The 14049-nt window shown below is 38.4% G+C and carries 10 protein-coding genes; all 10 read left to right on the top strand.

All coding sequences use genetic code 11. The features are described 5' to 3' along the window. The first annotated feature begins 129 nt into the window (after positions 1–129). Positions 130–1092: a 23S rRNA (adenine(1618)-N(6))-methyltransferase RlmF gene (gene rlmF / locus ACJVDH_RS15700; RefSeq protein ID WP_443944350.1), complete on the top strand. Its 963-nt coding sequence runs from the start codon at positions 130–132 to the stop codon at positions 1090–1092. A gap of 111 nt (positions 1093–1203) precedes the next feature. Then, complete coding sequence (sucD, locus tag ACJVDH_RS15695) at positions 1204–2076, top strand: succinate--CoA ligase subunit alpha (protein WP_443944349.1); 873 nt, start codon at positions 1204–1206, stop codon at positions 2074–2076. 241 nt (positions 2077–2317) lie between these two features. Continuing rightward, entirely contained in the window at positions 2318–2710 is a 393-nt protein-coding gene (locus tag ACJVDH_RS15690; RefSeq protein ID WP_443944348.1) for a GxxExxY protein, read from the top strand. A gap of 966 nt (positions 2711–3676) precedes the next feature. After that, positions 3677–4180 carry a methionine-R-sulfoxide reductase gene (locus tag ACJVDH_RS15685; protein ID WP_443944347.1) on the top strand — a complete coding sequence of 168 codons (504 nt, stop codon included), beginning with the start codon at positions 3677–3679 and terminating at the stop codon, positions 4178–4180. A 164-nt stretch (positions 4181–4344) separates the two neighbouring features. Beyond that, entirely contained in the window at positions 4345–4725 is a 381-nt protein-coding gene (locus tag ACJVDH_RS15680; RefSeq protein ID WP_443944346.1) for a septal ring lytic transglycosylase RlpA family protein, read from the top strand. Between the two features lie 458 nt (positions 4726–5183). After that, a complete protein-coding gene (locus ACJVDH_RS15675; RefSeq protein WP_443944345.1) occupies positions 5184–6155 on the top strand; it encodes a ribonucleoside-diphosphate reductase small subunit in 972 nt (323 codons plus the stop codon). A gap of 161 nt (positions 6156–6316) precedes the next feature. Next, entirely contained in the window at positions 6317–8701 is a 2385-nt protein-coding gene (locus ACJVDH_RS15670; protein ID WP_443944344.1) for a ribonucleoside-diphosphate reductase subunit alpha, read from the top strand. 238 nt (positions 8702–8939) lie between these two features. Further along, a complete protein-coding gene (locus ACJVDH_RS15665; protein ID WP_443944343.1) occupies positions 8940–9161 on the top strand; it encodes a cysteine-rich CWC family protein in 222 nt (73 codons plus the stop codon). 187 nt (positions 9162–9348) lie between these two features. Continuing rightward, the gene (locus ACJVDH_RS15660; RefSeq protein ID WP_443944342.1) at positions 9349–12906 is read left to right on the top strand and encodes a glycoside hydrolase family 2 TIM barrel-domain containing protein; all 3558 of its coding nucleotides are present in this window, start codon (positions 9349–9351) and stop codon (positions 12904–12906) included. 193 nt (positions 12907–13099) lie between these two features. Continuing rightward, the gene (locus ACJVDH_RS15655) at positions 13100–13975 is read left to right on the top strand and encodes a carbon-nitrogen hydrolase (protein WP_443944341.1); all 876 of its coding nucleotides are present in this window, start codon (positions 13100–13102) and stop codon (positions 13973–13975) included. Positions 13976–14049 lie beyond the last annotated feature (74 nt).

Genomic DNA, 14049 nt, shown 5'->3' with positions numbered 1-14049 from the left:
AGGAAAGGGTTGATAAGCCTACGTCGTTAGACGTATAATCCCTACATCTTCAGCCTTAATCGTTTAAACAATTTGACTATCTTTGCAACAGAGATCAGCACACAGCGATTTCGTTAATGCATATATACATTGGCTCAACAAGAAAATTCCCGTTCAGAGAAGAACGAACTCCATCCAAAGAACAAACACCGTTCGCGCTACAATTTTAAACAACTTGTTTCGGTTTCTAAAGAACTTAAGAAATACGTATTTTTAAATGATCACAATGAAGAATCTATAGATTTTGCAGATCAACAGGCCGTACGTGCGCTCAATAGAGCATTGTTAAAACAGTTTTACGGTATCGCCCAGTGGGATATCCCTAAAGATTATCTGTGTCCGCCGATTCCGGGCCGTGCCGATTATATTCATTATGCTGCAGATTTATTGGGATCGAGCAACAAAGGAGTAATTCCTACAGGTTCTGGAATTAAGGTTCTGGATATTGGCGTAGGTTCAAACTGTATTTATCCGATTATTGGCCATCAGGAATACGGTTGGAATTTCGTCGGTTCTGATGTAGATCCAATATCCATAGAATCAGTAAACCGGATTGTTGATGCAAACAAACCACTTCAAGGTGCGGTAGATGCGCGTTTGCAACGTTCAAAAATGGGTATTTTTAGAGGTATTGTTGGCGCTGATGAGCAATTTGATCTAACAATCTGTAATCCGCCTTTCCATGCATCATTAAAAGAAGCAGAGCACGGAACTCGCCAGAAATGGCGCAACCTTAAAGGCGAAGCAGAAATTAAACATGTTTTAAATTTTGGTGGCAATAAGTCCGAACTTTGGTTTCCGGGTGGCGAACGTGCTTTTGTGGAACAAATAATTGTTCAGAGCGCACAAATTGCAAAAAAATGTTTGTGGTTTTCTTCATTGGTATCCAAAAGCGCGAATTTAAAAAGCATTTATAATGCATTAGTAAAAGCGAATGCTTTTGAAGTGCGTACGGTACAGATGTCACAAGGGCAGAAGATAAGCCGCTTTGTTGCCTGGACTTTCCATGATGATGATGCTCAGGCCGAGTGGACAAAAAAATGGAAAAAGTAAGTCCTTGATTTAATTTCCTTAAATTTTCTTGAGATTTTAAGGTCAAAATTTCTAAGATTAGGTTTGATTTACAACTCAATAATATTAGCTTTGCACAAAAAAAATTGATACATGAGCGTTTTAGTAAATAAAGATTCTAAGGTTATCGTTCAGGGTTTTACCGGAAACGAAGGAACTTACCACGCCGAGCAAATGTTGGCTTATGGTACAAACGTAGTTGGTGGTGTTACACCTGGAAAAGGTGGGCAATTTCATTTAGAAAAGCCTGTTTTTAATACTGTTAAGGATGCCGTTGATAAGACTGGCGCCAATGTATCGATCATTTTTGTACCACCGGCATTTGCTGCTGATGCAATTATGGAAGCTGCCGAAGGTGGTATTAAAGTGATTGTTTGTATTACAGAAGGTATCCCAACAAAAGATATGATTCTGGTAAAAGAATATATTACAGACAAAGACGTAACCTTAATCGGCCCGAATTGCCCAGGTATTATTACTGCTGATGAAGCGAAAATTGGTATCATGCCAGGTTTCATCTTCAAAAAAGGTAATGTTGGTGTAGTCTCTAAATCAGGAACATTAACGTATGAAGCTGTTGATCAGGTAGTAAAAGCAGGATTGGGAATTACCACTGCAATTGGTATCGGTGGAGATCCAATTATCGGAACACCAACTGTTGAAGCTGTTAAATTATTAATGAACGATCCTGAAACACACGGTATCATCATGATTGGTGAAATTGGAGGTGGTATGGAAGCTGAAGCCGCACGTTGGATTAAAGAACACGGAACTAAACCTGTTGTTGGTTTCATCGCCGGACAAACTGCGCCTCCTGGACGTAGAATGGGACATGCTGGTGCAATTGTTGGCGGTGCTGATGATACAGCTGCAGCTAAAATGAAAATCATGGCAGAATGCGGTATTCGCGTAGTAGAAAGTCCGGCTGAAATCGGTGCTGCTATGGCAGAAGAATTGGCTAAATAAGATTTTACAATTTACATAATAGGAAAGCGTTTCGATTTGGTTCGAAACGCTTTTTTTGTTTTTTGCCACGGAAATACTGAAGACACGGAAAGATAAGAAGAAGGTTTTCGGGATTTTCTTTAACTGTTTGTAAGCACTTAGGTTGTGACTTTTGTTTTTTGCCACGGAAACACTAAAGACACGGAAAGATAAGAAGAAGGTTTTCGGGATTTTCTTTAAATTAGCTAAAAAAAATATCGAAATGGATTATCAACTACGACAAGATAATCTTCCCTATAAAAATGAAACAGATTTAATTATTAATGCTGCTATTGAAGTTCATAAGCACTTAGGTAGTGGTTTTCTTGAAATTGTTTATAAAGATGCGCTTTCTATTGAATTTAGTGCTAGAGAATACGTTTTTGAAAGAGAAAAACAATACTCAGTTTATTATAAAGATATATTGCTGCCCCATAGCTTTAATGCCGATTTTGTAGTTTTTGATGCTGTTATTTTAGAGATCAAAAGTAAGAGCGCACTAGCGAATGAAGACCTAGCGCAAACCATCAACTATCTAAAATGCTCTGGGTGTAAGGTAGGTTTGGTTTTGAACTTTGGAAAGGCAACCTTAGAAATAAGACGCGTTGTTTTCTAACATAATAGTTCCATGCCTTCCGTGTTTCCGTGGCTCTTTTCTTGCGCTGAGTGATTAATGTCATCAGGCACCCTTAGAAATGAGACACATTGTTTTCTAACATAATAATTCCGTGCCTTCCGTGTTTCCGTGGCTATTTTCTTGCACTGATTAATTAATTTCATCAGGCACCCTCAGAAATAAGACGCGTTGTTTTCTAACATAATAATTTCCGTGCCTTCCGTGTTTCTGTGGCTATTTTCTTGCACTGAGTGATTAATGTCATCAGGCAACCTTAGAAATAAGACGCGTTGTTTTCTAACATAATAGTTCCGTGCCTTCCGTGTTTCTGTGGCTATTTTCTTGCACTGAGTGATTAATGTCATCAGGCAACCTTAGAAATAAGACGCGTTGTTTTCTAACATAATAGTTCCGTGCCTTCCGTGTTTCCTTGGCTCTTTTCTTGCGCTGAGTGATTAATGTCATCAGGCACCCTCAGAAATAAGACGCGTTGTTTTCTAACATAATAATTTCCGTGCCTTCCGTGTTTCTGTGGCTATTTTCTTGCACTGAGTGATTAATGTCATCAGGCAACCTTAGAAATGAGACGCGTTGTTTTCTAACATAATAATTCCGTGCCTTCCGTGTTTCCGTGGCTATTTTCTTGCACTGATTAATTAATTTCATCAGGCACCCTTAGAAATAAGACGCGTTGTTTTCTAACATAATAATTTCCGTGCCTTCTGTGTTTCCGTGGCTATTTTTTGTACTGAATTATAAATGTCGTTAGGCAAGCTTAGGGATAAAACGCGTTGTTTTCTAACATAATAATTCCGTGCCTTCCGTGGCTACTCTTTTGTGCGGAGTTCTTATTGATTTATGGAATCAACATTCCATATTCAGTGGTGCAATATCATTGATTTGTAAACACTAATTCCAAGCCTCAGCGTTACAAACCAAAACTTAGATCTTTGCGTATGTTAATGCATGAAAGCGATGTTAAATAAACTATTTTTAGTCTCTTCTGTTATGCTAACACTATCTTTATCTGCTTGCGCGCAGAAAAAAGACAAAGGCGATAAAAAGCAAGCAACAGAGGCAACAACTATAAAAGGAACAAATAAGATGAATTGGAATCCATTAACTCCGGAAGAGGAACGCGTAATTGTTAATAAAGGCACAGAGTATCCAGGTACCGGTAAGTACGAACACACTACAGAAAAGGGAACTTATACCTGTAAACGTTGCAACGCAGCGCTTTACAGATCAGAAAGTAAATTTGATGCACATTGTGGATGGCCGGCATTTGACGATGAAATTAAAGGAGCAGTAAAAAGAATCCCAGATCCGGATGGCTCGCGTACAGAAATTGTTTGTGCCAACTGTGGTGCTCATTTAGGGCACGTATTTTTGGGCGAAGGATTTACCAATAAAGACACCCGTCACTGCGTAAATTCTATTTCCATGAATTTTGTTCCCGATAAAAAATAAGGCGATAGAGTTGGGTTAGGAGAAGGCGTACAGCAAAGTTGTACGCCTTTTTTTGTGGCCAAAATCGGCACTTTCATTATCCATCAAAACACCGATTTTTCCACAAATTATTGATAATAAACTAAATGATTATATTTGCAGGCTGTTAAACAAAAAATTAGCCTATGAAGTCCCTTCTGTTAATCAGTAGCGTATTCTTATTTTTACAAAGCAATTTCATCCTGCAAGACAGTACAAGCGTTGCAGACAGTACCTCCAAAAGCGTGCTGGCTACTTATTACCACAGAAAATTCGAAGGCCATCGAACAACAAGCGGCGCGAGATACAGAGCGAAAAAATTAACCGCCGCACACCGCACTTTGCCAATGGGTACAATGGTAACCGTTACCAATCCAGTAAATGGAAAATCTGTCGTGGTAAAGGTAAATGACCGTGGTCCATATTCAAAAAAACTAGCTATTGATTTATCAGAAAGTGCTGCCAAGAAGATTGGAATATATCGTCTTGGAATAGCAAAAGTCAAGCTCAGTTATACGGTTGAATAAAAATATGCAATAGCCCGATTTCGGGCCTTTTTTTTGTCCGAAATTTAAGTTATTAACACTCAAAATTGTTTGTTAAACCTTATAAAAGAAATCGTTAGCTTTTTTTTCGCCAGAAAATTAGAATCGACTGATCGTTTTTGACATAAAAAGCCAAAGGGTGTTAACAACTTTGATTCACAAAAAGCACCATCCATCTCTATATTTGTTTCAACAAAGTTCTTTAACTTCTTGCGCTTAAAAACAGATACAAAAGCTTAATTTTTAGTAGTTTATACATGTGATCTTCCTGATTAAACCGTTAAAATTCCAAACTAAAAATTCAGTTGTTTGCCAGCCAAAGGGAGTTAGCACTTTCACAACAGCGTTTAATAACAAAACATTACAACCATGATCCAAAAAATGATGGATGGGGTGCTTTGTCTGCGCCAATTGAATTGAATACATTAAAGAATCAGCTTATGGAACAGGAGTTATTATTACAAGAAAACAAAGACAGATTTGTGTTATTGCCAATTAAATACCCGGCAATTTGGGAAATGTACAAAAGAACTGAAGCTAGTTTTTGGACGGCTGAAGAAATTGACCTTTCTGATGACCTTAAACACTGGGATAACCTGAATGATGGTGAAAGACATTTCATCTCACATATTCTGGCTTTCTTTTCTGCTAGTGATGGTATTGTAAATGAAAACTTAGCTGTTAACTTCATGAGTGAAGTACAATTGCCAGAAGCCCGTTGTTTCTACGGTTTCCAGATTATGATGGAAAATATCCATGCGGAAACTTATGCCTTATTAATCGATACGTATATCAAAGATCCTGAAGAAAAAGACCGCTTATTTCACGCTATTGATACTGTTCCGGCAGTAAAAAGAAAAGCAGAATGGGCTTTACGCTGGATCGATAATGGAACATTTGCTGAACGTCTGGTTGCTTTTGCTGCAGTAGAAGGGATTTTCTTTAGTGGAAGTTTCTGCTCTATTTTCTGGCTGAAAAAGCGCGGCTTAATGCCTGGCTTAACTTTTAGTAATGAGCTCATTTCAAGAGACGAAGGTTCTCACTGTGAATTTGCTTGTCTATTGTACAGCATGTTGAGCAATAAATTATCTGAAGAACAAGTACACAGCATTATTAAAGATGCAGTAGAAATTGAGAAAGAATTTGTTACCGATGCATTGCCTGTTGCATTAATTGGAATGAATGCCAAGCTAATGAGTCAATACATAGAGTTTGTAGCCGACAGATGGTTGCAAGAATTGGGTTATTCAAAAGTGTATAACGCTACAAATCCTTTCGATTTCATGGAAATGATTTCTTTGCAAGGCAAAACCAATTTCTTCGAAAAACGTGTTGGCGATTATCAAAAAAGTGGTGTGTTAACCGCTGCAGACAATAAAGCCCAGGCATTTTCTTTAGACGAAGACTTTTAAGAAAACTTAAAGTAAAACGACCAAAGCAGAAAGCATTCGCCTGTTCGTCTTTGCGAGGCACGAAGCAATTTTATCGCTCTTGAAATATAATTAACAATAATTAATGCGGATATCAGAATATGATACTCGCTACTTGATACTAAAATTAAATCTCATAAATTATGTTCGTACAGAAAAGAGATGGCCGCAAAGAAGCGGTACAATTTGACAAAATCACCGCCCGTATTCAAAAGCTGTGCTATGGTTTTAATGCAGATCTGGTAGATCCAATTGATGTTGCAAAAAAAGTAATCGAAGGTTTATTTGATGGAGTAACCACTTCAGAATTGGATAACCTTGCAGCAGAAACAGCAGCATCTTTAACCACAAAACATCCGGATTATGCTTTGTTGGCATCCAGAATTGCGGTTTCCAATTTGCATAAAAATACCACAAAATCATTTTCGGGTACAATGAAAATGTTGTACGAATATATTGACCCGAAGGCAAAGAAAGAAGCTCCACTTATTGCAGACGATGTTTATGAGATCATTACAAAAAATGCAGATATATTAGACAGTTCTATTATCTACGACCGCGATTTTGGTTTCGATTATTTCGGTTTCAAAACCCTGGAGAAATCATATCTGCTAAAAGTAAACGGAAAAATTGTTGAGCGCCCTCAACATTTATTCATGCGCGTTTCTGTTGGTATCCATAAAGAAGACATCGAAAGCGCAATCAAAACCTATAACTTAATGAGCGAGCGTTGGTTTACGCACGCTACGCCTACATTATTCAACGCTGCAACACCAAAACCGCAAATGTCATCGTGTTTCTTGCTTACCATGCAAGATGACAGCATCGATGGGATTTATGATACATTAAAACAAACGGCGAAAATTTCGCAAAGTGCTGGTGGTATTGGTTTAAGTATTCACAATATCCGCGCCACAGGATCATACATCGGTGGAACCAACGGAACCAGTAATGGTATTATCCCAATGTTGCGTGTATTTAATGATACTGCACGTTATGTAGATCAGGGCGGAGGTAAACGTAAAGGCGCTTTTGCCATTTATCTTGAACCTTGGCATGCAGATGTTTTTGAATTTTTAGACTTGCGCAAAAACCACGGTAAAGAAGAAATGCGCGCCCGCGATTTATTTTACGCTTTATGGATCAACGATTTGTTTATGCAACGCGTAAAAGACAATGGCGATTGGACATTGTTCTGCCCACATGAAGCACCAGGACTTGCAGATTGCTTTGGTGCTGAATTTGAAAAATTGTATACTTCTTATGAGGCTGAAGGACGTGGCCGTAGAACAGTTAAAGCACAAGAACTTTGGTTCGCCATTTTAGATTCTCAAATTGAAACCGGTACACCATATATGTTGTTTAAAGATGCTGCAAACAGCAAATCTAACCAGCAAAACCTTGGAACGATTAAAAGTTCTAACTTGTGTACAGAAATTATAGAATACACTTCTAAAGATGAAGTTGCGGTGTGTAACCTGGCCTCATTGGCTTTGCCTCGTTTCGTCATTAATGGACAATTTGATCATGAAAAATTATACGAAGTAACGTATCAGGCTACATTAAACCTGAATAAAATTATCGATCATAACTATTATCCTGTTCAGGAAGCAGAAAATTCAAACATGCGCCACAGACCAGTTGGTTTAGGTGTACAAGGTTTGGCTGATGCTTTTATCTTATTGCGTTTACCTTTTGAAAGTGATGAAGCAAAACGTTTGAACAAAGATATTTTTGAAACCATTTATTTCGCTTCAATGACTGCTTCGCATGATTTGGCAGTACAAAATGGTCCTTACCAAACTTTTAAAGGTTCGCCACTTTCTAAAGGTCAGTTCCAGTTTGATTTATGGAACGTAACGCCAGACAGCGGACGTTGGGATTGGGAATCTTTACGTAAGAAAGTAGTGAAAGATGGTGTATACAACTCTTTACTTGTTGCGCCAATGCCAACGGCATCAACTTCGCAAATTTTGGGTAATAACGAATGTTTTGAACCATATACTTCAAACATTTACACCCGTCGTGTACTAAGTGGAGAATTTGTTGTCGTAAACAAACATTTGTTAAAAGATTTAGTTGCACTAGGCCTTTGGAACAACGATATGAAAAACAAAATCATATTGGCAAACGGTTCAATCCAGGCCATTGCAGAAATTCCGGATTATATCAAAGAATTGTACAAAACAGTTTGGGAAATCAAGATGCGTAACATTATAGATATGGCTGCAGATCGCGGTGCTTATATCTGTCAATCGCAATCGCTAAATCTTTTCGTAAACGCACCAAATACTTCAAAATTAACTTCAATGCATTTTTATGCATGGGAGAAAGGCTTAAAAACAGGTATGTATTACTTGCGTACACAAGCAGCTTCTCAAGCAGTTAAATTTACGGTAGAAAATCAAGGTGGCAAAGCTATAGAAGCGGTAATTCCTGCTCAAATGACTCAAGATCAGGTTGCAGAAGAAATCGTTGACGGACCAGTTTGTTCAATGGAAGAAGGCTGTATCAGCTGTTCTGGTTAAGGTAGCGGAGCGGAAGGCTGAAGGTCGTCATTGCGAGAAGGCTTTTTCAGCCGACGAGGCAATCTTATTGCAACAGTCAATGCCTTTTCACGATAAAGCAATAAAACAGATAAGGTTTTGGGCAAACGCTCAAAACCTTATTTTTTGTCCTTACTTTTGTTTTAGTTCAATAGTTCATTGGCCATTGGTTCATTTTATCAAGCGCCAAACAGCAATGAACTAATGAACGAGTGAACAAATGAACAATCCTTTAAAACATAGCAAACACGAAATTATTCCCTGCGAGCGCTGCGGAACTGCTATAGAATGCAAGGCCAATTCGTATACAAAATGCCAATGCAGTGTGGTACAATTAAGCATTAATGAAGTTCAATATATTTCAGAATTATACGACGGCTGCCTCTGTGCAAAGTGCCTTTTTGAACTGCAGCAAGAATATAGAGAGGATATTGGTGTGTAATTCCAAACATCTTTCTGTTGCGTATCTGGCAGAATTTAAGTCTGTCTAATTTCCACTTTTCTATCTTTAGATTCAATTTGAACCCCATCAATTAATAGAATTCTATTGGCGTTTTAAGATTTAGTTAAACGTTTTATGCTTAGTTTGTTATATTTGAAACCATAAGCATTAACCAAACAAACCTAAAATGTCAGTAAAAGATTTTCGTTCAATTCTAAGCGCAATTCTGCTTTTCTTTCCAAGTTTTATTTTCGCTCAAAATTTTCAAACCGGTGTTTTCTATAAGCTGATTAAAGGAAGCACTGCGGTAGATCATAATGGAAATACGCAGAATGATGATACTCCAGCTTTAAAACCAGAAGACAAAAATTCTGCCAGTCAGGCTTGGTCTTTCTCCTCTCTTGGAAATGGGTTTTACACCATTTCTACCGCAGATGGTTTTAAAAGTATAGACAATGCGAATAAAACTACGGGCGACGGGAATGCCGCGGTTTTATGGGATAATGACAATTACAACAACAACCAGCAGTGGAGAATTACTAAAAATGAAAATGGCAAATTCAGTATTATCTCTAAAGCCAGTAATTATGCGCTTGGCGAGAAAGACGGAAAATTATTCCATTTGAAAGACACAACAAATGCCGCAATCTGGGATATTCGGGAGTCTACCGCAAAAATTATAGCCGAAAAGCGCGTAGGTGATACAGAAATTGAAAATGAGGCAATTTTTGGAATCAACAAAGAAAAACCGCATACGCCAATTATTCCTTTTGAGGATGTGCAGAGTTTGAAAAACGACGAATCTTTTAATCAGCCCTGGAAGAAAAATAAATCTACTTTGTACCAGCTTTTAAACGGAAACTGGTATTTCAATTGGGTTAAACAACCATCAGAAAGGCCAATCGGATTTTATAAAGCAGATTATGATGTTTCGCAATGGAAACAAATTCCGGTTCCTTCTAACTGGGAAATGCTGGGTTACGGAACGCCAATTTACACCAACATTACCTATCCATTCAAAAATTCTCCGCCATTTATTCGGCCGCAAGAAGGTTATACAAATGAAAAAGAAGTCAATCCTGTAGGCTCTTATAAACGCAATTTTAATATTCCGGCAAACTGGGATGGAAAGGCAATTTACTTGCGTTTTGATGGTGTTTACAGCGCAATGTACGTTTGGGTAAATGGCATGAAGGTTGGATACAGCGAAGATTCTAATGGCATTGCCGAATTTAATATTACAGATCAAGTGCGCGTTGGCGACAATAATCTGGCGGTAGAAGTGTACCGCTGGTGCGATGGAAGTTATATTGAAGATCAGGATATGTTTCGTTTGAGCGGTATTTACCGCGATGTGGCACTTTACGCTGTGCCCAAAACGCATATAAATGATTTTGCCATTCAGACCGACTTTGCGGGGAACAATTTCTCTACTTCAACATTAAAAATCAAAACAATTCTGCGCAATGCAGAGAAAAAAAGATCTAAAAAAGCTCAATTAACGATTTCGGTTATTGATCCGGAAGGGAAAGAAATCGCGAAGCTGCAACAACAAATAGAAAGTTTTAAAGGCGCACAGTCTGATGCGGTTAACATTTCCACGGCAGTAGAAAAACCTTTGCTCTGGTCGGCAGAAAATCCGAATCTCTATACATTGATTTTTACTTTGTCAGAGAGTGCAGATAAGCCAACTGAAGTATTTTCTACAAAAATCGGTTTCAGAAAAATAGAAATTAAAGACAGATATGTATTGATCAATGGAGAGCAGGTTTTGTTTAAAGGCGTAAACCGACACGATATACATCCGGAATTTGGGAAAGCGGTGCCCGTTGAATCTATGCAGCAGGATATTTTGATGATGAAACAAGCCAATATCAATACCATCCGTACCAGTCATTATCCAAATGATATTAAGATGTATGCCATGTTTGATTATTATGGTTTATATACCATGGCAGAGGCCAATCTGGAATGTCACGGCAACAATTCAATAAGCAGAATGGCTTCTTGGTTGCCGGCTTATTTAGATCGGAATATCCGCAATGTTCAGGAACATAAAAATTTCCCTTCAGTTATTTTCTGGTCGATGGGAAATGAATCTGGTAACGGATCAAATTTCGATTCGGTTTACGTAGCGATTAAAAAGCTGGATTCTATTCGCCCCGTACACTACGAAGGAAAAAATAATGTGGCAGATATTGTTTCGAATATGTACCCAACCATTGAGTATATGAAAAAAGTAGATGCTGCCCAAACCGTTAAACCGTATTTTTTATGTGAATATGCACATGCGATGGGCAATGCGGTTGGAAACCTTGCAGAGTATTGGGATTTTATTGAAAACCACTCTAAAGGAACCATTGGCGGTTGTATCTGGGATTGGGTAGACCAGGGCATCAACAAATTTGGCGCGCCGAAAAACGAATATTATATGGGCGGGGATTTTGGCGATAAACCCAATGATGGTGATTTTTGTCTGAATGGATTAACGACACCAGACAGGCAGATTACGGCTAAATTGCTGGAAGTAAAAAAGGTATATCAATATATCAAAGTAGATGCTGTTGATTTGGCTAAACTCAAAGTTAAACTCACCAATAAATACGATTTTACCAACCTGAATGCTTTCAAAATTCATTACAGTATTCTGGAAGATGGCTCGCCGGTAAAAACTGGTGAAATTGCAACGGTGGATCTTTCTCCAAACCAATCTGCTGAGGTTAGCATTCCGGCAGAAATAACCCAAAATCAGGGACATGAATATTTGTTAAACCTCTATTTTGAGCTGGCAAAAGATTTGCGTTGGGCAAAAGCCGGAACAGAAGTGGCAAACATACAATTTCAACTCTCGCCACAAAACACTTTGCCAGAGATTGCGGCTAATGCGGATGTTCAGCTTACAATGGATAGAACAGACGATTTGTTTACTGTGAGGGGCGATCAGATCCATGCTGATTTCAACCTAAAAAATGGATTTTTAAATAGCCTGAAAATTAAAGGCCGGGAATTGATATACGATAAAAAGGGATTTTTATTAAACTGGTACAGAAGCATCAACAATGATCAGCGCGAGGATTTTGCGGTAAAAACTACCCTGGAAGATTTTAATTATGCATTGGTAAACAACGGCCAATCTATAAAAGTAAAAATGGAAATGATGGCCCGTTTTGCAGACCCTGACGCAAATGCCATTCCTTATACTTTGGTTTATACATTTTACACCACTGGCGTAGTAGATATGCAGGTTAGGGTAGATAACACAAAAGATAAACTTAAAGTACCGGTATTGGGCGTTCAATTGGTGATGGATCCAAAAATGGAAAATCTTAGTTGGTACGGCCGCGGTCCGCAAGAAAATTATGTGGATAGAAAAACATCCGCTAATCTTGGCATATATAAAAATACGGTAACGGGAATGGAAGAAAACTACGTTCGGGCGCAGAGTATGGGCAACCGGGAAGATATTCGTTGGGTTACCGTTACAGGTGCAGAGGGTGGTTTTAAATTTAGTTCTGGTGGAAATCTGAATTTTTCTGCTTTGCATTTTGCCAACCAAAGTTTGTGGAAGTTAAAAAATGGTTTTAAATTAAAAACAAATCGCCAGCCAGAAACTTACCTAAATCTGGATTATAAACAACGCGGTATAGGTAATGCCAGCTGCGGCCCAGGTCCGCTACCTGACTATGAGCTGCCAGTTAGCGATGAAAACAGTTACACGTTCAGAATTGAAAGCATTGATAAATAAAAAGTAATACCAAAGCCAATTGTACACGCAGTTGGCTTTGGTGTTTTTAATCAAAAACAATTACAGAAATATGCCGTTCTCTTTTTAGCAAAGTAGTAACTTTGCGGCGAAATCTGAATAATGGAGATTTGGGAATGTATTGATGGAACATTACCGCATTGATTCACGTGATCAAATTCAATAATTTAAAAACATGAAGAAAGTAAAAGTTGGCTTGGTGCAGATGAGCTGTACTAAAGATAAAAAGGAAAATTTAGACAAGGCAATTTTCAAGGTTAGGGAAGCTGCTGCTAAAGGTGCACAAATTGTGTGTTTGCAGGAACTTTTTACCTCGCTGTATTTTTGCGATGTTGAGGATTATGATAATTTTGATTTGGCGGAAGCCATTCCCGGCCCATCTACTGACGCATTATCTACTGTTGCGGCAGAATTAGGTGTAGTAATCATTGCTTCATTATTTGAGAAACGTGCAGAAGGTTTGTACCACAATACAACTGCTGTTCTGGATGCCGACGGAACTTACTTGGGTAAATACCGCAAAATGCATATTCCGGATGATCCGGCATTTTACGAAAAATTTTACTTTACACCGGGCGATTTAGGTTACAAAGTTTTTGAAACGAAATTCGCTAAAATTGGTATTCTGATTTGTTGGGACCAATGGTATCCGGAAGCATCAAGAATTACAGCCTTAATGGGTGCCGATATTATGTTTTACCCAACAGCAATTGGTTGGGCTACAGATCAGGACGAAGAAACCAATCAAGATCAATACAATGCATGGCAAACCATTCAGCGTTCACACGCAGTTGCCAATGGCGTTCCGGTAATAAGTGTTAACCGTGTAGGTTTTGAGCAAGATGGCGCAATGAAATTCTGGGGCGGTAGTTTCGCTACAAATGCACAGGGTAAGTTATTGTACCTTGCGTCCCACGATCAGGAAGAAACAGAAGTTGTAGAACTGAATCTTTCAGAATCGGATTTCTTTCGTAAACATTGGCCATTTTTGCGCGATAGACGAATTGATTCCTATCAACCAATTACCAAAAGGTATATTGATGGAGATTAAATAAGTCGGAGGTCGGAAGACCGGAGACAGAAGACTTGATGTCTAATTATAGTTCAAAATTAGTATCTTCATGC

The organism is Pedobacter terrestris (assembly GCF_052343045.1).
Taxonomy (GTDB): domain Bacteria; phylum Bacteroidota; class Bacteroidia; order Sphingobacteriales; family Sphingobacteriaceae; genus Pedobacter.
This window is presented reverse-complemented; position numbering and strand designations above follow the sequence as displayed.

What these genes read in the sequence shown, in the direction of transcription:
- sucD (WP_443944349.1), top strand. Translation starts at nt 1,204, where the DNA reads ATGAGCGTTTTAGTAAATAAAGATTCTAAGGTTATCGTTCAGGGTTTT.
- ACJVDH_RS15690 (WP_443944348.1), top strand. Translation starts at nt 2,318, where the DNA reads ATGGATTATCAACTACGACAAGATAATCTTCCCTATAAAAATGAAACA.
- ACJVDH_RS15685 (WP_443944347.1), top strand. Translation starts at nt 3,677, where the DNA reads ATGAAAGCGATGTTAAATAAACTATTTTTAGTCTCTTCTGTTATGCTA.
- ACJVDH_RS15680 (WP_443944346.1), top strand. Translation starts at nt 4,345, where the DNA reads ATGAAGTCCCTTCTGTTAATCAGTAGCGTATTCTTATTTTTACAAAGC.
- ACJVDH_RS15675 (WP_443944345.1), top strand. Translation starts at nt 5,184, where the DNA reads ATGGAACAGGAGTTATTATTACAAGAAAACAAAGACAGATTTGTGTTA.
- ACJVDH_RS15670 (WP_443944344.1), top strand. Translation starts at nt 6,317, where the DNA reads ATGTTCGTACAGAAAAGAGATGGCCGCAAAGAAGCGGTACAATTTGAC.
- ACJVDH_RS15665 (WP_443944343.1), top strand. Translation starts at nt 8,940, where the DNA reads ATGAACAATCCTTTAAAACATAGCAAACACGAAATTATTCCCTGCGAG.
- ACJVDH_RS15660 (WP_443944342.1), top strand. Translation starts at nt 9,349, where the DNA reads ATGTCAGTAAAAGATTTTCGTTCAATTCTAAGCGCAATTCTGCTTTTC.
- ACJVDH_RS15655 (WP_443944341.1), top strand. Translation starts at nt 13,100, where the DNA reads ATGAAGAAAGTAAAAGTTGGCTTGGTGCAGATGAGCTGTACTAAAGAT.